The sequence below is a fragment of the Denitrobacterium detoxificans genome (genome assembly GCF_015062615.1).
In the GTDB taxonomy this organism is placed as follows: Bacteria; Actinomycetota; Coriobacteriia; order Coriobacteriales; family Eggerthellaceae; genus Denitrobacterium; species Denitrobacterium detoxificans_A.
The window spans coordinates 685936-703894 of the sequence record NZ_SUUH01000001.1 but is presented as its reverse complement, the minus strand read 5'-3'; the positions used below and the strand labels follow the sequence as shown (position 1 = coordinate 703894).

The window sequence follows — 17959 nt, the reverse complement described above, 5'->3', positions numbered from 1 at the left end:
GGTCATGCGATACGTCGACATGCATTGCCATCCGTCGTTTCTGGATGCCATGGATCCCTTGCTGGAGCGTGCTTCGCGCGATCGCGTGGGCATGTTCGCCAACACCGTCTTGCCCTCGGAATACGTTGCCGTGCGCGATGTTGCGGAATTCTTTCCGGGAATCCGCCTGGGTTTGGGCCTTCATCCCTGGTGGGTGGCGCAGGGCAAGGCTGACGAACGCGAAGTTTGCCTATTTGAGGAACTGGCGCCCCAATGTCGCTACATCGGCGAGATAGGCCTGGATTTTGGGAAGCGTTTCGCGGCAGAGCGCGATGGGCAAGGTGCGGTCTTTCGCCGGGTGCTTGCCGCGTGTGCGCGGCCGGGTGTTCCGCATGTCATGTCGTTCCACTCGTCCCTTGCGGCAAGCGTTGTCATGGACGAGGTCGAGCGTGCGGGGCTATCCGACGCGATTCTCATCTTCCACTGGTTTTCCGGTTCGTCCGACGAGCTCACGCGCGCTCGAAACGCCGGCTGGTATTTCAGCGTGGGGGAGCGCATGCTTGCCACGAAGCGCGGACGAGCATATTTGCAGGCCATCCCCGAAGACCGGCTGCTGCTGGAAACCGATCTTCCCTCATCGCCGCAGAGCAAGATGGATTATGATGGGTACTACCGCAGTTTGGCTGGCGTGGCACAGGTTGTTGCCGCCGAACGCGGCGAACGTGTTGTGCAGCGTGCGCTGGAGTCCAGCTGTAAGCTGCTTGAATTGGATGTGATGAACGATGACTGACGAGAACAAGAGCGAAGCGATGCCCCAGACCGAGGACGAGGCCCTGGCCGAGGAAGCGCGTAAGATGGCGCAAATCAGCAGCGAATACGTGGCCATGACCGACGAACTTGCCGAGCTGAATGCGCTCGAGGCGTTTGTGGATGCCCATGAGGCCAGCGAGCTGGGTGGCGTATACGGTTCCATGCTTGGCATGTTGGGCAATCGCAAGTAGTCGTGCGCATGCGTGCCGTTTGGCGCGCGCAACGAATAGGTACTTGCGCACGCTAAAGCGTGCATGCTAGTATGACCCCATTCACAATTGAATAGCCAAACCGTTGAAGCGGAAGTAACGGCGAATATGCTTTCACAGAGAGCCCGCGATGCTGGAAATCGGGCAAAACACAGTTCGTCAAATGGACCGCTGAGGGCGCGGTGAACGGCCTGGGCCTAGTAGCACGCGACGTGTGGGCATACGTTAGTTGCCGGGAATGTGTTGGCATTCCGCAAAGTGCGCGGCTTCAGGCTGCGAATCAAGGTGGCACCACGGATCTATCGATTCGCCCTTGATGGAACATAGGTTCCGTCGGGGTGTTTTTTATTGCCCCGACGCGCTCGCCTCCAACAAGGCGGGCATGGCGGAAGGAGGCTTCCATGGGTGTTGCTGCAGTACCTGATATCGCAGATGGCGTGCGCAATGGTCCGCCTAGGGGGCACGCGCGCCTGCGCGTTGTGCCTTCGCTCGAGGAGGCGAAGGAGGTTGCGCGCGAGCAGGGCGTTTCGCGCGTCCCCCTTGCAGCGGAATTGCTTTCCGATGCGTATACGCCGCTTGGCGTACTTTCCAAGCTGAAGGCCGTTTCGCGCCACTGCTTCGTATTGGAAAGCGTGGCGGGAGGCGAGAAGCGCGGCAGGTACACGTTCTTGGGGTTCGAGCCTTGTATGGCCATTGCCTGCAAGGATGGCGTGATAACCATCGATGGCCAGGCGCACGCCACCAGCGATCCCGCTTCCGAGCTGCGTGACATCCTGCGCGCGTATCGCACGGCGCGCGTCGAGGGGCTGCCTCCGTTCGCGGGCGGCTTGGTGGGCTATTTTGGCTATGACTACCTGAAGTACGCGGAACCCACGTTGCGGCTCGATGCACGCGACACCGAGAACTTCCAGGACTTCGACCTTATGCTGTTCGATCGCCTGATTTGCTTCGATGACGTAAGGCAGAAGATCATCCTTATTGCCCACGCCGATCTGGCGTGCGGTGATTCCGGGTATGCCGAGGCGCAGGATGCGCTGGCGGAAATGGCGCGAATCATCCAAGATGGCGCATCTGCGGCAGAGACCCCCGGCCATGTGCTGGGGCCGGCAAAGGCGCTGTTCGACGAAGAATCCTACTGTGACATGGTGCGCCGAGCCCAGCGCTACATTCGCGAGGGTGACATCTTTCAGGTGGTGCTTAGCAACCGTTTGGAGGTGCCCTACGAGGGAAGCCTGCTGAACGCGTATCGCGTGCTGCGCGCCATAAACCCCTCTCCGTACATGTTCTATTTCAGTGGCAGCGATATGGAAGTCGCGGGTGCGAGCCCCGAAACGCTTGTGAAGCTGGAGGATGGCGTGCTACATACGTTTCCTTTGGCCGGAACGCGTCCTCGGGGAAAGACGCCCCAAGAGGATCGCATGCTCGAAGAAGAGCTGCTTGCCGACGAGAAAGAGCTTGCGGAGCATAACATGCTCGTTGACCTGGGTCGCAACGACCTGGGCAAGGTGAGCGAATTCGGCTCGGTGGAAGTGGAGCGCCTGCATTCCATCGAGCGTTACAGCCACGTGATGCATATTGGCAGCGTGGTGCGGGGCCGTTTGCGTGAAGGGTGCGATGCCCTGGATGCCATCGAGGCCGTGTTGCCGGCGGGTACGCTGTCGGGCGCTCCCAAGATTCGCGCGGCGCAGATTATCAACGAGCTCGAAGACAACAAGCGCGGCATATACGGCGGCGCGCTGGGGTACCTGGATTTCGCGGGCAACATGGACGTGTGCATTGCCATCCGCATCGCCTACAAGAAGAACGGGCGTGTGTTCGTGCGCAGCGGCGCGGGCATCGTGGCTGATAGTGACCCCGCGAAGGAGTACCGCGAGTGCGTGAGCAAGGCGGCGGCGGTCGTGCGTGCCCTGGAGGATGCGGAGGAGCTGCGATGATTCTGCTTATCGATAACTACGACAGCTTTTCCTACAACCTGTTTCAGATGCTTGGCGCCATCGAGCCCGACATTCGCGTTGTGCGCAACGACGCTCTGACGGTGGAGGAAATCGCTGCCCTGCATCCTGCGGGAATCATCCTGTCGCCGGGGCCAGGGCGTCCGGAGGATGCGGGCGTGTGCGTTGACGTAGTGCGTGAACTGGGTGATTCCATTCCCATATTGGGCGTATGCCTGGGCCATCAGGCCATTGCCGTTGCTTGTGGCGCACGCGTGGGGTACGCCTCCACGCTCATGCATGGCAAGCAATCGGCTACCGCGTTCGATGTGGCATGCCCCCTGTTTGCAGGCGTTCCCGCGTCGGCGCCCGTGGCTCGGTATCACTCGCTTTCCGTAGACGAGGACACGTTGCCGCATTCCGTGCGCGTAACGGCTCGCGCGGACGACGGGGAAGTGATGGCCATTGCCTGCCAGGATGCTCCCGTGTGGGGCGTTCAGTTTCATCCCGAGAGCATCATGACGCCCGATGGCGCTCGCATGCTCGCCAATTTCATTCAGCTTACGAAGACGGCTTGCCCGCAAGGAGGAAACCATGATTAAGGAAGCCATCGAGAAGATCGTCCGCAAGGAAGACCTGACATACGACGAGGCGTACGCCGTGATGAACGAGATCATGAGCGGCGAAACGTCGGCTACGCAGAACGCCGCGTTCCTGGCTGCGCTTTCCACGAAGAGCGCCAAGGCGGAAACCATCGACGAAATCGCCGGATGCGCGGCCGCAATGCGCGACCATGCCACGCCGGTTCCCCATCCTGGCATGGAGGTGCTGGAAATCGTGGGAACGGGAGGAGATCGCAGCAATACGTTCAACATCTCCACTACAGCGGCGCCGGTAGTTGCTTCGGCGGGCGTGAAGGTGGCCAAGCACGGCAACCGCGCCGCATCGAGCAAGTCGGGTACGGCCGATTGCCAGGAGGCGCTGGGCGTGAATCTGCAGCAGAGCCCGGAAAAGGCGCTTCAGCTGCTGGACGAGGTGGGTATGTGCTTCTTCTTCGCGCAGATGTACCACGCCTCCATGAAATACGTCGGTTCGATTCGCCGCGAACTGGGGTTCCGCACCGTGTTCAACATCCTGGGCCCGCTTACCAATCCAGCGCGCCCCGAGTACTTCCTGCTGGGCGTATACGACGAGTACCTGGTCGAGCCCATTGCGAAGGTGCTCGATGCCATGGGCGTGAAGCGTGCGCTCGTAGTGTATGGCTCCGATCGCATGGACGAGGTCTCGGCGAGCGCACCCACCGTTACGTGCGAGCTGAGGGATAGCTACTATCGCACGTCCCGCATTGCGCCCGAGGATTTCGGCCTGGAGCGTTGCCGCAAGGAGGACCTGTTGGGAGGAACGCCGCAGGAAAACGCCGCCATCACGCGTGCTGTGCTTTCGGGCGAAGCGGGCCCCAAGCGTAACGTGGTGCTGTTGAATGCCGGTGCGGCCTTGTTTGCAGCCGGGGCGGTAAGCGATATCGACGAAGGCGTGAAGCTTGCGGCTCATCAGATCGATAGCGGCGCTGCGCTGGAAACGCTCGATGCGTATATCCGTGCGAGCAATAACTAAGCGGTGCGCCATGACGAGCATTTTGAACGAACTTGCGCAGGCGGCTCGAGCGCGTGTTGCCGCGCAGCAGAAGGCGCTGCCGATGGGGGAGTTGCGTTCCCGCGCTCGTTCGCTAGCGTGCGCAGACGGGTTTCCCTTCGAGCGTGCGTTGTCCGGGGCGGGCATGTCCTTCATCTGCGAATGCAAGAAGGCATCTCCCAGCAAGGGCCTCATAAGCGAGAGCTTTCCGTATCTTCGGATAGCGCGCGAATACGAACAGGCGGGGGCCAACGCGCTTTCGGTGCTCACCGAGCCAACGCGCTTTCTGGGGAGTGATGCGTATTTGAGCGAGATTGCCGCCGCCGTGGCCGTACCGTGCTTGCGGAAGGATTTCACGGTCGATGCCTACATGGTCTACCAGGCGAAGCTCTTGGGCGCGCAGGCGATCTTGCTCATCTGCTCGATTCTCGACGATGGTCAGCTGAAGGAGTTTATCGCCTTGGCGGACGAGCTGGGCATGAGTGCGCTCGTGGAGGCCCATGACGAGTGCGAGGTAAATCGCGCATTGCGGGCGGGTGCGCGTATCGTGGGCGTGAACAATCGCAATCTCGTCGATTTCAGCGTCGATTTCCGCAACTGCCTGCGCCTGCGCGATATGGTTCCCCCCGAGGTGCTGTTCGTGGCCGAAAGCGGCGTGAGCGAACCGAGCCAGGTGAGGGAGCTCGAGGAGCATGGCGTGAATGCGGTGCTCGTGGGCGAGGCGCTCATGCGCGCGGCTGACAAACGAGCCGCCCTGAGCGCATTGCGGGGTGAGCCCCTATGACGCGTATCAAGATGTGCGGCCTGCATTCTCGTGCCGATATCGAGGCCGTCAACGAGTTGCTTCCCGAATACGCGGGATTCGTGTTCGTGCCAAACTCCCATAGGGGTGTCACGCTTGACGAGGCGCGCGCGTTGAGCGCGTTGCTCGACGAAGCGATATGCCCCGTCGGGGTGTTTCTCGATGCGCCCGTTGCATTCGTTGCCGCGGCGTGCGAGATAGGTGCGATTCGCATGGTCCAACTGCATGGGCATGAGGACGAGGCATATGTCGCGGCGCTTCGCAAACGCGTGTCTGCGCCCATCATCCAGGCCTTTGTTGTGAGCGATGCCGCAGATGTCCAGCGCGCCCTTGCCAGCAGCGCCGATTACGTATTGCTCGATGCCGGGCGAGGCGATGGCCGTGCGTTCGATTGGTCGCTCGTGGCCAACGTGCAGCGGGCGTTCTTCCTGGCGGGTGGCCTCGATTCCGAAAACGTTGCCCAGGCCGTTCGGGCCGTGCGCCCATTCGCCGTGGACGTGAGCAGCGGAATCGAAACGAACAAGACGAAAGATATACGGAAGATGCGCGCATTTGCGATGGCGGTGCGCGCGAAAGGAGAGTTGTAATGAGCGAAGCGAAGGGGCGCTATGGCGTGCATGGCGGGCAGTATATGCCCGAGACGCTCATGAACGCCGTCATTGAGCTCGAGGAGGCGTACGAGCATTACAGGCAGGACCCGCAGTTTCAGGAGGAGCTTACGGCGCTGCTCAATGGCTATGCCAACAGGCCCAGCATGCTGTATCCCGCGCGCAAGATGACGCAGGATTTGGGCGGGGCAAAGGTATATCTGAAGCGCGAGGACTTGAACCACACGGGCGCCCACAAGATCAATAACGTCCTGGGCCAGGCACTGCTCACCAAGAAGATGGGCAAGACGCGCATGATCGCCGAAACGGGCGCAGGGCAGCATGGCGTGGCCGCCGCAACGGCGGCGGCGCTGCTCGGCCTTGAATGCGTGGTCTTCATGGGCAAGGTGGATATCGAACGGCAGGCGCTTAACGTGTACAAGATGCGCCTGCTTGGCGCGAAGGTCGTATCGGTGGAAACGGGTACGGGCACGTTGAAGGATGCCGTGAGCGAGGCCATGCGCGAGTGGACGGGTCGCATGGCGGATACCCATTACTGCATTGGGTCCACTATGGGGCCGCATCCGTTCCCCGCCATGGTCCGTGATTTCCAAGCCGTCATCGGGCGCGAGATCAAGCAGCAGCATCTGCAGGCCGAAGGCCGCCTGCCCGATGCTGTGGTGGCATGCGTGGGCGGTGGAAGCAATGCGGCGGGCACGTTCTACGATTTCATCGACGATGCTGGCGTGGCGCTCTATGGCTGCGAGGCGGCTGGGCGGGGCGTCGACACGTTCGAGACTGCGGCGACCATATCCACGGGCAGCCTGGGCATCTTCCATGGCATGAAGAGCTATTTCTGCCAGGACGAATACGGCCAGATCGCGCCTGTGTACAGCATTTCCGCTGGGCTTGATTACCCGGGCATTGGGCCCGAGCATGCATATTGGCATGATGTGGGCCGCGTGACGTACGTGCCCGTAACCGACGATGAGGCGGTCGATGCGTTCGAATACCTTTCGCGCACGGAGGGAATCATTCCCGCTATCGAGAGCTCCCATGCGCTGGCATACGCCATGAAGCTTGCACGGCAGATGACGCCCGATCAGAGCATCGTCGTTACCGTATCGGGGCGTGGCGACAAGGACTGCGCGTCGGTTGCGCGCTATCGAGGGGAGGATATCCATGAGTAACATCGCGCGAGCCTTTCAGGACGGCAAGGCGTTCATTCCGTTCATTACCGCAGGCGACCCATCCGTGGCCGTTACCGAAGAGTGCATACGGCGCATGGCGCGTGCGGGTGCCGACCTCATTGAGATAGGCCTTCCGTTTTCCGATCCTACCGCCGAGGGGCCGGTCATCATGGCCGCCAACGAGCGCGCTCTGGCGGGCGGCGTCACGACTGATGACGTGTTTGTCATGGTCACGCGCTTGCGTGAAGGGGAGGGCGACTCTGCCGTGAGGGCGCCGTTCGTGTTTATGACGTACGCGAACGTCGTATTTAGCTACGGGGTGGAGCGTTTCATGGAACGTGCGGCACAGGCGGGCGTTGATGGCCTCATCCTTCCCGACGTGCCCTTCGAGGAGCGTGGCGAGTTCGCCGGTCCGGCGCAGCGCTTCGGCTTGGATCTGGTGTCGATGGTGGCGCCGACCTCGAAGGACCGCATTCGCACCATTGCGCGCGAGGCTTCGGGGTTCGTGTACGTGGTCTCCTCGTTGGGCGTGACGGGCACGCGCAGCAAGATAACGACCGATGTGGGGGAGCTCGTGTCTCACATTCGCGAGGTTTCGGACGTTCCGGCAGCGATTGGCTTTGGCATCTCCACGCCCGAACAGGCGCGTTCCATGGCGCAGGTGGCCGACGGGGTTATCGTGGGCAGTGCAATCATGAAGATCGTGGCTGCGCATGGCGTTCAGGCTCCTGCCGAGGTGGAGGCGTACGTTTCGCGCATGGCGCAAGCCGTGCGCGGGGTTAGCGACGCTACGCCCGGCGTCTAATTGCGCGTCATGCCGAAAAAAGTGTATGCGTGGGCACTTTGCTGTGGTAAAGTGCCCCTATGCATCACGAACAGGCACAGAACGCGAACATTTGCTACACGGCCGCATACGCCGTGGCATATCGCTATGCCTATTCCTATCGATACCTGTAGCGTACGGGTCCCGGGCCACCTGGTTCCATCCTGGCCGAGCGGGGGTCGTGCGCGCCTGCGAGGGCGGTCTGCCCATTCGTCGTATCAACTCTTTGGAAGGAATGCTCGTGATAGCTAAACTCCTCATGATTGTCGTCTTCGTTGCCATTGTGGTGGCGATTGGCATATACACGCGTCATCATGCGAAGAGCGTTGATGGCTTCGTGCTGGGCGGCCGCAACGTGGGCCCGTGGCTTTCGGCATTTGCGTACGGAACCAGCTACTTCTCCGCCGTTATCTTCGTGGGATATGCGGGCCAGTTTGGTTGGAAGTTCGGCATCTCCGCGTTTTGGATCGGCCTGGGCAACGCATTTTTGGGTAGCTTGCTTGCCTGGTGGGTGCTTGGCCCGCGCACGCGCGAGATGACGCAGCGCCTGAAGGCCGCCACCATGCCTGAATTCTTCGGCAAGCGCTATGGCAGCAAGGCGCTGCGCGTAGCAAGCGCGGCAATCATCTTCGTGTTTCTCATTCCCTACACCGCTTCCGTGTACAACGGCCTATCGCGCCTGTTCACCATGGCATTTGGCATTCCCTACGAGTGGTGCGTCATAGGCATGGCCGTGGTTACGTGCGTCTACGTGGTACTGGGCGGCTACATGGCCACCGTGGTGAACGACTTCGTTCAGGGCTGCATCATGCTCGTGGGCATCGTGGCCGTTATCGTGGCGGTCATGCTTTCAAATGGCGGGTTCAGCCAGGCGGTCATTTCGCTTTCCCAGGTGCAGGCCGATGCGAGTGGTTTTCAGGGCGCCTTCACCAGCATGTTTGGCCCCGATCTGTTCAACTTGCTGTGCGTCATCGTGCTCACCAGCTTGGGCACGTGGGGATTGCCCCAGATGGTACAGAAGTTCTACGCCATCAAGAGCGGCCCCGCGGTGAAGGAGGGCGCCATCATCAGCACGCTGTTCGCCGTGGTCGTGGCAGGTGGTAGCTACTTCCTGGGTGGCTTCGGGCGCCTGTACGAGGGTGATATCGCCTTTGCCGCAAATGGGACGCCCATTTACGACTCCATCATGCCCACTATGCTTTCCAGCCTGCCCGACGCGCTCATCGGCCTGGTGGTGGTGCTGGTGCTTTCCGCAAGCATGTCCACGCTTAGCTCGCTGGTTCTCACGAGCTCCAGTACGCTCACGCTTGACCTTATCAAGGGTAACGTGGTGAAGAAGATGTCCGATGCGGCCTCGCTCACGTGGATGCGCGCGCTCATCGTGTTCTTCGTTGTAATCTCTGCTGCCATCGCACTCGTGCAGTACCACAGCACCATTACGTGGATCGCCCAGCTCATGGGCATCTCCTGGGGTGCGCTTGCCGGTGCCTTCCTGGGCCCGCTGTTGTGGGGCCTGTTCAGCAAGCGCATTTCCAAAGCGGCAGTATGGGCGAGTTTCGTCTGCGGCGTGGGCCTTACCACGGCAAACATGATTGTCCCGTTCATGGGCTCTTCCATTGTGGCTGGTGCGGCGGCCATGCTGCTTTCCATCATCATCGTTCCGCTGGTAAGTCTGGTCACTCCAGCCGTTCCGTTCGAGGTCATTCCGCCGCGTGCGAGCGCTGCCATCGACCGCGAATATGCGCACGAGCTTGCTGAGGGCGGACAACCGGCATTCGATAGCGCCGAGCCTCTGGAGCGCTTGTAGGACGGGTCGCGCTCGGGCTTGCCATTTCCTGGTTGCAGACGCGATGCGGGGCGCGGTTCGCGCTGCGCCCCGTCCGTTCTGGGGTATAATCCCCTCTTGGAAAGATGCGTCAGACGACGGGAGGGTTGCACGATATGCTGCTTATTCGCACCGATGCGAATGCCGACGCCAGTATCGGGGTAGGGCATGTCATGCGTTGTGCCGCCGTTGCCGAACAGGCCATAAACGCAGGCGAGCGCGTGCTGTTCCTGGTCTCTACTGAAGAGTCGGCCGTTATCGTGGAGTCCTTCGGGTTCCCCTGCGAGATGGTCGGGGGCGACCCCCATCTGTTTATGCGCGTCGACGCCATCAATCTTGCGCGCGTTGCGCGTGACGAAGACGCCTCGGCTATTCTTATCGACTCGTATGCCGTTACCAATGGCTTTTTCGACGAGCTGGCCAACCTTCTGGCCACGCGCGATACGAAGGTTGCCTATATCGACGACGCCTTTACCTTCAAGGAAGGCTTTACGTCGCATCCGGCGCCCATTCAGGCCGATGTCGTTATCAATTACGGTTTCGCATTTACGGAAGCGCAGTATCGCAATGCATACGAGGGACTTTCCACCATGCTGTGCATTGGGCCCGAATATGCGCCCGTGCGCGCCTCGTTTGGGCAGGTGAGTTCTGGCGACCACGTACGCGATGACGTCGAAACCATATTGGTTACCTGCGGATATGCGAACCCTGAAGGCATCCTGGAAAAGCTCGCCACATGCTGCTTGCAAGCGCATGAAACCGCGCGCGTGCAGGTTGTGCTGGGCGGCGACGCTCCCTTTTCGCTTGGTTCGTTCGGCGCGCAAGTTGCCGGTCGCGTCCATTTGCTGCGCAACGCCCAGAATATGCCCGAGCTCATGCGCTCGGCCGATATCGCGCTATCCGCTTCGGGGCTTACGCTCTACGAACTTGCATGCATGGGCGTCCCCACGGTTGCGCTTCCCACTGCGGAAAACCAGGCGGGTCATGCCCTCGGCTTCCAGGATCTGGGTTTGGGGCCGCATGTGCCGCTCGATCGTCCGTTCGACTTCGACGGAATCACCGCATCGCTTCGCGAATTGGCCTCGAGCGCTTCCTTGCGTACCCGCTTTTCGCACGCTGAGCAACGGGCAGTTGACGGATGGGGCGGCAAACGCATCTTTCAATGCATCACGGGCGGTATCAATTAGTCCTTTGCTATAATTAATAGCTACTTGGGGGCGCAGTTTGGGGCCTAGTGCGTGGGCTCCATGTTGCGAAGGGTATTGCCGTGCCAGAAGCTGTGGGTCTATATACGGCGAAAGATAGCGTGACGGGTTTGCTGAGCGAGCCCGCCTTTCGTTCACATACGGCCGCGTTCATTTCCCAGATGGAAATGCCCGGGTCGCATTGCCTTATTGTGCTCAATATCGGCAATTTCAAGGCCATTAATAGTCGTCATGGCTATATGCGCGGCGATGAATGCCTGCGTACCATGGGTGAGGTTCTCCGCAGCATTTTCCCTGATGCCATATTGGGGCGCCTGTATGCCGACCATTTTTGCGGAATCGTTCGAAACGAGCGCATCGAGCAGGCCATTGCTGCCATTCATTCCCATATGGCCTGGCATTACGAACGCACTTCCCTGGGAATCATCGCGGGCGTCTACGTTCTCGACAACCCGGCGGTAAGCGAAAAGCAGGCTATCGACCGCGCGCTCTTTGCGTGTCGGAGTGTGAAAGATCGCTTTGGCGTTCACCTTCGCTATTTCGACGACGAGCTTGCGCAGAAACTGAGCCGCGAGGGGTACGTGCTTAACAGCTTGGAAGACGCCATCGCGGCTAACGAGCTCGAGGTGTACTACCAGCCCATCGTGCGCGTTATCTCGGGGAAGATATGCGGGGTCGAGGCGCTTGTGCGCTGGCGTAGCCCTCTGCACGGGATGCTTTCGCCTGCAACGTTCATCCCCACGCTCGAGTCGAGCCGATTTATCCATAAGCTCGATGCCTTCGTCGTGAACACGGCGTGCGATGAGTTCCATCGTATTCGCGATCTTGTTCCCACGGCAAGCGTTTCGGTCAACCTGTCGCGCTTGGACTTCGAACTCTGCGACATCTTCGAAATCGTTGATTCCGCCGTACGCAGGAACGGCATGGATTCGTCCGATTTGGATATCGAAATAACCGAGAGTGCGTTTTCCAGCGATTTCACGCTCGTGCGTGAGGGGATTGAGCGCTTCCGTCGCGCTGGCTACAAGATCTGGATGGACGATTTCGGCAGTGGATATTCGTCGTTATCGGCACTTACCGCCGTTCCGTTCGACACGGTGAAGATCGACATGAGCCTTATTCGCGATATCGACAAGAACCCGGCTACGCGAACCGTGCTTTCCCAGGTCATTGGCATGGTGAAACGCCTGGGCGCGCACACGCTCACCGAGGGCGTGGAAACGGAACGCCAGCTTGAGTTCCTGAGGTCCGTTGGCTGCGAGAAGGCGCAGGGCTATCTCTTCTCGAGGCCTGCTCCCATAGATGAAATCCTCGAATTGGTTCAAACGGGCGGAATCGAAGCGGAAACGGATGCGGAAAGCGGTTACTTCAGCGATATTGGTCGCGTGAGCCTGGCGGGCGGCTTGGCCGACGCCATGGCCGCGTCTGACATGCTCATTGCGGGCACGGTGCCGCTTGCCGTGGTCGAAGTCGATCGCGGTCGCGTGCGCGTTATTTCCCAGAACCGTCCGTTCGGGGGCTTTCTTGCGGCGTTGGGCGTGCACTACTTCGAGGACCTTATGAGTGATGATCGCGAATTAGGCAGCGTGCTGCGCGATCGCTTCCTGCATACGGCGCTCGAGGCGAAGACCGAGCAATCCGACCGTGCTGTTGAGTTCAATTTCGGGGGCGAGCTGTGCGCGTTGAGCGTACGCCATGTTGCCCAGGCGAATCATCTGGACGCGTACCTTGTGCGCGCCGTGAACTTGACGCGCTTGGATTCCGCTGACAGCTGGGACAACCAGGTTACCGTTCGTTCGTTCGTGTATAGCCTGTTCGAGCGCATAGACGTCATCGACCTTGCTACGGGCGAATTCGACAACATTCGTTTCACGTCGGAAATCGATAAGAATCCCTTTTCGCGCGGCAAGGTCTCGATGGCCATTCAGGTCATTTCGGAAGGGTATGTGCATCCCGATGAGCGCCAGCTGTTCGCAGCGTTTTTCGAGCTGAAGACCATGCGTCGGCGGCTGCGTTCCAATGGCGGGATCATCTCTCTCATTTTCCGCATACGTCTGCGCATGAAGGGGTATCGCTGGGTGCGCGTCGTCATTACGCCCATCATTGCTTCGGGCGACCAGCGCGTTGTCGCATGCTTTAAGGTGGTGGGTGCTCCCAACGCCCAGGGCGTTTCCTCCATCGTGGGTGGGCTTGCCACCACCTCGTTGGTGGATGCCGTTTTGTTCGCTACCGAGACTAAGGTCTTCTGGAAGGACGACCATCGCAGGTTCCTTGGAGCGAACAGGGCGTTTATCGACTACTACGGCTTTGGAAGTGTAAGGGACCTTATTGGCAATACCGATGAGGACATGGGGTGGCATAGCGATCCCGGCCCGTTCAAGTTGGACGAGGAGCGCGTTTTGGAGGGCGAGTGCATTCACGATGCCCACGGATTCTGCCTGGCGCACGGCCAGGAGCGTGCCATCGTCGCGAACAAGATGCCCGTATACCAGGGCGGCCGCATTGTGGGCCTTCTTGGATACTTCTCGGATATTACCGACCGCGTCTAGTGCGGGAAGCGCAAGCCGCAGACGAATTTCGAATACGAGAGCGAATCGGTGGTGCGTACGAGCGCGCCCGTGTTGGGTGCATGCACGTAGGGGAGTCCGCCGTCTGCGAGTGCGATGCCACAATGCCCGGGGCGGAAGAGAATGTCGCCCGGCTTTACGTCGGTGAGGTTCACGATGGCGCCACGCTCATGCGCCAGTTCGTAGAGCGAGCCGGTGTAGTGGGGCATGCCCTTGATGCCCGCTTGTGCAAATGCCCAAATAACCAGGCCAGAGCAATCGAAGGTGTCGGGTCCGGCGGCACCCCATACGTAGGGGCAGCCCACGCGTGAGAGCGCGTAATCGATGATGTCGGGAAAGGGCTCGATGTTGCGCGGATTGCCAATGATGTCGACGGGCCAATCGGCGCTGGCCATGGCCTGCGCCTGGGCGACTTCCAGCAGCTCCTTCGCCTGTGCGTCCAGGCTGTTGTAGAGCGACTGGAGCTCGGCGGTCTTCTGCTCCGCCTCCGTCTTGATGCGGTTCGCCTCGTCCATCTTCGAGCGGGCAATCTGCTCCTGCTCTTCCTTCTTCTGCTTGGCTTCCTCGTTCTGCGCGCGCAGGTCCTTCGTCTCCTGCACCATGTCGGCGTCGGCCTTGTTGATGTAGTCGTACATGTCGATCTGTGTGACGAACTGCTCGAAGGTGCTTGCGCCGAAGAGCAGGTCGTATACGCCCGCCAAGCCGGTTTTGTATTCCAGGCGAATGCGTTCGCCCATGCGGTCCTGCAGTTCACCGATGCGCTTGTTGTTTGCGTCGATGAGTTTCTGGGCCTCGGCGACTTCGCCTTCAGCCGCCGTGTGCTCTTCCAGGGCCTTCTGGTAGTTGTCGGCGGCCGTTTCCACTTCGCCGCGCATTTGGATGATTTGCTGTTGGATGTCGTATTGCTTCGTTTTGAGCTCCGTCAGCTCATCGGCGTGGGCAAGGCGTGGTAGCGCGCACCCCAACGCTCCCGCAGCAGCGAGAGCGCCCATACCAGCTACCACGCGTCGGCGCCCTGGGTTAAATGATATGTAATTTGTATCATTCATGGAAGGCCATTGTATCGCGCACTCCATGCACACGCAATTGAGGGCGATGAAGCCTAATCAAGTTGTTACGTGGCTTATGCTCGTGCGTCGAAGAAGCCCTTGACCTTGGCAAGCGCGTGGGCGAGCACGCGCTGCTCTTCGTTGGTGAGGCCATTGAGCGCCTCGGAGATCATGCGCTTGTGGAAGAGCAAGTGGGCGCGATACGCCTTGCGCCCCTGCGTGGTAAGGGAAAGCAGGACCTTCCGGCGGTCTTCCTGCGAGCGTTCCCTGCGCACGTACCCCAGCTTTTCCAGTTTGTTCACGGCGGTGGTGAGCGTGGCGAGCGTGACGTCGAGCCGCGTTGCACAGACGTTCATGGGGTTTCGCTCGTAGAGGCCCACGGCTACGATAGTGTGGATATCGGTGATGGTGAGCCCTTGGGTATAGCGGTTATCCAAGGCGCGTTCCTCTATGCGCATGACCGATTGGAAGGTTCCTGAAAACAGGTCGTCCAATTCCAGATTGTGCGCGGCCATGGCCGGATATGCAGATGATGCCATAGATGGTCCCACCTTCATTGCCGTGGGCGTTGCATGTATCCGCTTGCAACGCTGTGGGGCATTGGATAATTTTGTTAGGGTTTCAAAGTATTTTATCGCATCGTAGGCAATGCGCGCATGTTGCACAATACGACCATGCGCGAACGATGCGTGAAGGAGGCATACGTGGGTTGCACGGTTATTGGATGCGGCAAGGCGCTCCCGAAGCTTTCGGTGAGCAACGATGATCTGGCGAAGCTCGTCGACACGAGCGACGAATGGATCGTGAAACGCACGGGCATCCACGAGCGCTGCATCGCCATTTCGGAATCGAGCACCGATCTTGCGGCAGCGGCGTGCTCTGCCGCCCTGGGTGCGGAAGGCGGCTCTATCGAAGCTTCTTCCTGGAACCTTGGCCAGGTGGATCCCGAGAGCATCGACCTGCTCATCTGCATGACCATCACGCCCGATGCCACCATTCCGTGCCAGGCCTCGCTCATCAAGATGCGCCTGGGTCTTTCGAATGCGGTTGCCTTCGACCTGAACGCTGCGTGCTCGGGGTGCGTATACGGCATTACCGTCGCCGAGAACATGATGCGTGCTTCGCAGAGCGCGCCGGGGGCGTGCAATCCCATTCGTCGTGCGCTGGTGGTGGGCGTCGAGCGCCTGTCCCGCATTGTCGATTGGACCGATCGCGCCACGTGTGTGCTGTTCGGCGACGGCGCTGGTGCGGTGCTGCTGGAATGGAACGAATCGCGCAAGGGCATCATCAGCTCGTTCTTGAAGAACACCGATGACGTGGAGCTCACGCTCTCCCGCGCCAACATGTTCAATCGCGCCCTGTTCCCGTTCGACGAGGCGGGCGTTGCCGCGCAGTCCAACGATGCGGCCTACGATTGCGCCATTCCCGTTACGGAATACATTGGCATGGCCGGGCGCACCGTGTTCAAGTTTGCGACGACCGCCATGCGCGAGGCCATCGAAGCCGTGCTCGAGCGCGGTGACATGACGGTCGACCAGGTGGCGCGTATCGTTCCGCATCAGGCGAACGAGCGCATCATCGCCCATGTCGCCAAGAAGATGGAAGTCCCGCTCGATCTCTTCCAGGTGTCCATTGGCTCAAGCGCTAACACCAGCGCCGCGAGCGCGCTCATGGCGCTGTGCGACGCGTATTGCCAGGGACGCATTTCGCAGGGCGATAACGTCGTCATGGCGGGCTTTGGTGGCGGCCTTACCTCTGGGGCGGTCCTGTTCGAGGCGTAGGGCGCCCGTGCGCCTACAGAAGACGCGCTGGTGAGAGCGTGGTAAAATGGGGCGCATCGCGGCCAGGCAGTCGCATATCGTAGCTGAAACGGAAAAGGATAGACATGCAGTGTCCTCGTTGCGGAGCAAGGAACAGTAAGCAGGCAGAGCGCTGTCATGCATGCGGTATGCCGCTCGTGCAGACGGGCGGGCGCGTCGTGCCCGTTCAGGTGCATCATAATCGCAGTCGCTTGGCCGATCGTCAGATGCGACCCCAGGGTGGCGCCTATTCGGCGGTTCCCCTATACGAGCGTCGTCAGCCTTGGTATCAGAAGGCTCTCATCTTCATCGTCGCCGTTGCGGTAATCGTGGGCGTCATCTTCGGCGTGTATTCGGCCTTCCAGGCATTCCAAAACGACAAGGTGAGCCAGGCTGCCTACGACGCGGAACATGTAAAGCAAACGGTGAAGGTCACGTTCGACGTACCCGAGTACAAGGCGGGCTCCTCTTCGGTCATTCCCATTCGCGTGCTGGGAACCGACATCGATGGCAACGCCGTCGACGAGCTGCATCTTATGACCTTGGCCGACAACACCGTCGAGCTCATGCCGGGCACGTATTCGTTCGTTCCCGCTGGGTCGCCCGTTACGGCTGCTGGCATTACCTACGCCGTCCCCGCTGCGGTAAACGTATCCGCTACTTCCAGTGGGGTCACCGTTGGCTCCACCGAGGGTGCAACCGTGTCCTTGTCGTATTCCGCCATCCAGCCCATCGACGCCACCGATGATCAGATTGCGGCCATCAAGCAGTGGATGACCGAGGCTTCGCTCGAAGACGCCACGATTCAGAAGTACGTCGATGCTATTACCAATGCGCGTACCACCGCGCAGGAGGAAGAGGCTGAGGCGTCGGGCAGCATTGTGGAAACCGATTACTTCACGTTCACTATTCCCTCGTTGTGGCGTGACGAGGTGAGTACCAAAACCACCAAGAACAACGGTCTTCCCACGGTAACCGTGTATCTCGATGGCTATAGCAGCCTGGAGCTCATGACGGTGACCTGCGTGAAGGATAGCGGGGAAAGCGACGAAGAAGACAACGTCGACCATATCGCCGGTACGGTGCAGGGGACTGGCTATCGCGTGGAGGTATGGACGACGAACTGGGCGTATTACGCATCGCTTATGGCCCAGGGATCGGTTGACCCCATTGTGTCCACGAGCGTTCTGGAGGACCTGGTACGGCTTTCCTCGGGCGGCTCGCTTACCTATGACGACGTCTCCGAGATGAGCAAGAGCGCCATTGGCACGCCCGACATCGAATTCGTGTCGGACAACGTGCTTCCCACGCTGAAGGCCACGGGTGCTGTGGATAGCTCTTCTTCCAGTTCCAGCGACGACGAAGACTACGTCACCACTACGACTACCACCACTACGACTACCAAGCGCTCCAATTAGGCTTTCCTTGTAGGAAACATTGCGGGACGGTTACGGCTGCGTGTGCACGCGGCGGTTGCCGTCTCGTCTTGCGTCATGGCTATCTTCATGGAGTACAATGACCCCGATACAAGTCATTGGCCGCTGCGATTAT

Annotated in this window: 16 protein-coding genes; 14 read left to right on the top strand and 2 right to left on the bottom strand. The window is 60.1% G+C overall.

The genetic code is table 11. The annotated features are described in order from the left end of the window. Nucleotides 1-4: 4 nt before the first annotated feature. From E7002_RS02955 to E7002_RS02900, 12 genes are all read left to right on the top strand, one after another. Entirely contained in the window at nt 5-769 is a 765-nt protein-coding gene (locus tag E7002_RS02955) for a TatD family hydrolase (protein ID WP_303727417.1), read from the top strand. Continuing rightward, complete coding sequence (locus E7002_RS02950; RefSeq protein ID WP_303727416.1) at nt 762-980, top strand: hypothetical protein; 219 nt, start codon at nt 762-764, stop codon at nt 978-980. The genes E7002_RS02955 and E7002_RS02950 overlap by 8 nt, the downstream gene beginning before the upstream one ends. Before the next feature lie 419 nt (nt 981-1399). Beyond that, a complete protein-coding gene (trpE, locus tag E7002_RS02945) occupies nt 1400-2932 on the top strand; it encodes an anthranilate synthase component I (protein ID WP_303727415.1) in 1533 nt (510 codons plus the stop codon). Further along, nucleotides 2929-3531 carry an aminodeoxychorismate/anthranilate synthase component II gene (locus tag E7002_RS02940; protein WP_303727414.1) on the top strand — a complete coding sequence of 201 codons (603 nt, stop codon included), beginning with the start codon at nt 2929-2931 and terminating at the stop codon, nt 3529-3531. Before trpE ends, E7002_RS02940 begins: the two co-directional genes overlap by 4 nt. Next, a complete protein-coding gene (gene trpD / locus E7002_RS02935; RefSeq protein WP_303727413.1) occupies nt 3524-4543 on the top strand; it encodes an anthranilate phosphoribosyltransferase in 1020 nt (339 codons plus the stop codon). The genes E7002_RS02940 and trpD overlap by 8 nt, the downstream gene beginning before the upstream one ends. Before the next feature lie 10 nt (nt 4544-4553). Then, a complete protein-coding gene (trpC, locus tag E7002_RS02930; RefSeq protein ID WP_303727412.1) occupies nt 4554-5345 on the top strand; it encodes an indole-3-glycerol phosphate synthase TrpC in 792 nt (263 codons plus the stop codon). After that, nucleotides 5342-5950, top strand: a complete 609-nt coding sequence (locus tag E7002_RS02925) for a phosphoribosylanthranilate isomerase (RefSeq protein WP_303727411.1) — start codon at nt 5342-5344, stop codon at nt 5948-5950. Before trpC ends, E7002_RS02925 begins: the two co-directional genes overlap by 4 nt. Further along, complete coding sequence (trpB, locus tag E7002_RS02920) at nt 5950-7140, top strand: tryptophan synthase subunit beta (RefSeq protein WP_303727410.1); 1191 nt, start codon at nt 5950-5952, stop codon at nt 7138-7140. The genes E7002_RS02925 and trpB overlap by 1 nt, the downstream gene beginning before the upstream one ends. Further along, a complete protein-coding gene (gene trpA / locus E7002_RS02915) occupies nt 7133-7945 on the top strand; it encodes a tryptophan synthase subunit alpha (protein ID WP_303727409.1) in 813 nt (270 codons plus the stop codon). The genes trpB and trpA overlap by 8 nt, the downstream gene beginning before the upstream one ends. A gap of 259 nt (nt 7946-8204) precedes the next feature. Continuing rightward, a complete protein-coding gene (locus tag E7002_RS02910) occupies nt 8205-9770 on the top strand; it encodes a sodium:solute symporter (protein ID WP_303727408.1) in 1566 nt (521 codons plus the stop codon). 134 nt (nt 9771-9904) lie between these two features. After that, the gene (locus E7002_RS02905; protein WP_303727407.1) at nt 9905-10975 is read left to right on the top strand and encodes a PseG/SpsG family protein; all 1071 of its coding nucleotides are present in this window, start codon (nt 9905-9907) and stop codon (nt 10973-10975) included. 80 nt (nt 10976-11055) lie between these two features. Then, a complete protein-coding gene (locus tag E7002_RS02900; protein WP_303727406.1) occupies nt 11056-13542 on the top strand; it encodes an EAL domain-containing protein in 2487 nt (828 codons plus the stop codon). Here E7002_RS02900 and E7002_RS02895 read toward each other — a convergent pair. Both E7002_RS02895 and E7002_RS02890 read right to left on the bottom strand, forming a co-directional pair. Further along, nucleotides 13539-14552, bottom strand: a complete 1014-nt coding sequence (locus E7002_RS02895; RefSeq protein ID WP_303727405.1) for an NlpC/P60 family protein — start codon at nt 14550-14552, stop codon at nt 13539-13541. The genes E7002_RS02900 and E7002_RS02895 overlap by 4 nt on opposite strands. Nucleotides 14553-14683: 131 nt before the next feature. Further along, the gene (locus E7002_RS02890) at nt 14684-15148 is read right to left on the bottom strand and encodes a MarR family winged helix-turn-helix transcriptional regulator (protein WP_082867805.1); all 465 of its coding nucleotides are present in this window, start codon (nt 15146-15148) and stop codon (nt 14684-14686) included. A gap of 117 nt (nt 15149-15265) precedes the next feature. Here E7002_RS02890 and E7002_RS02885 point away from each other — a divergent pair, with 117 nt between their 5' ends. Both E7002_RS02885 and E7002_RS02880 read left to right on the top strand, forming a co-directional pair. Next, nucleotides 15266-16390, top strand: a complete 1125-nt coding sequence (locus E7002_RS02885; protein WP_303727404.1) for a beta-ketoacyl-ACP synthase 3 — start codon at nt 15266-15268, stop codon at nt 16388-16390. A 104-nt stretch (nt 16391-16494) separates the two neighbouring features. Further along, nucleotides 16495-17826 (top strand): hypothetical protein, encoded by a 1332-nt coding sequence (locus E7002_RS02880; protein WP_303727403.1) that lies wholly within the window; start codon nt 16495-16497, stop codon nt 17824-17826. Nucleotides 17827-17959 lie beyond the last annotated feature (133 nt).

Excerpts from the sequence above, each read along its gene's own strand:
- E7002_RS02940 (WP_303727414.1), top strand. The coding sequence starts at position 2,929 with ATGATTCTGCTTATCGATAACTACGACAGCTTTTCCTACAACCTGTTT.
- E7002_RS02890 (WP_082867805.1), bottom strand. The coding sequence starts at position 15,148 with ATGGCATCATCTGCATATCCGGCCATGGCCGCGCACAATCTGGAATTG.
- E7002_RS02925 (WP_303727411.1), top strand. The coding sequence starts at position 5,342 with ATGACGCGTATCAAGATGTGCGGCCTGCATTCTCGTGCCGATATCGAG.
- trpE (WP_303727415.1), top strand. The coding sequence starts at position 1,400 with ATGGGTGTTGCTGCAGTACCTGATATCGCAGATGGCGTGCGCAATGGT.
- trpD (WP_303727413.1), top strand. The coding sequence starts at position 3,524 with ATGATTAAGGAAGCCATCGAGAAGATCGTCCGCAAGGAAGACCTGACA.
- E7002_RS02885 (WP_303727404.1), top strand. The coding sequence starts at position 15,266 with ATGTTGCACAATACGACCATGCGCGAACGATGCGTGAAGGAGGCATAC.
- E7002_RS02905 (WP_303727407.1), top strand. The coding sequence starts at position 9,905 with ATGCTGCTTATTCGCACCGATGCGAATGCCGACGCCAGTATCGGGGTA.
- trpC (WP_303727412.1), top strand. The coding sequence starts at position 4,554 with ATGACGAGCATTTTGAACGAACTTGCGCAGGCGGCTCGAGCGCGTGTT.
- E7002_RS02955 (WP_303727417.1), top strand. The coding sequence starts at position 5 with ATGCGATACGTCGACATGCATTGCCATCCGTCGTTTCTGGATGCCATG.
- trpB (WP_303727410.1), top strand. The coding sequence starts at position 5,950 with ATGAGCGAAGCGAAGGGGCGCTATGGCGTGCATGGCGGGCAGTATATG.
- E7002_RS02880 (WP_303727403.1), top strand. The coding sequence starts at position 16,495 with ATGCAGTGTCCTCGTTGCGGAGCAAGGAACAGTAAGCAGGCAGAGCGC.
- trpA (WP_303727409.1), top strand. The coding sequence starts at position 7,133 with ATGAGTAACATCGCGCGAGCCTTTCAGGACGGCAAGGCGTTCATTCCG.
- E7002_RS02950 (WP_303727416.1), top strand. The coding sequence starts at position 762 with ATGACTGACGAGAACAAGAGCGAAGCGATGCCCCAGACCGAGGACGAG.
- E7002_RS02895 (WP_303727405.1), bottom strand. The coding sequence starts at position 14,552 with ATGGGCGCTCTCGCTGCTGCGGGAGCGTTGGGGTGCGCGCTACCACGC.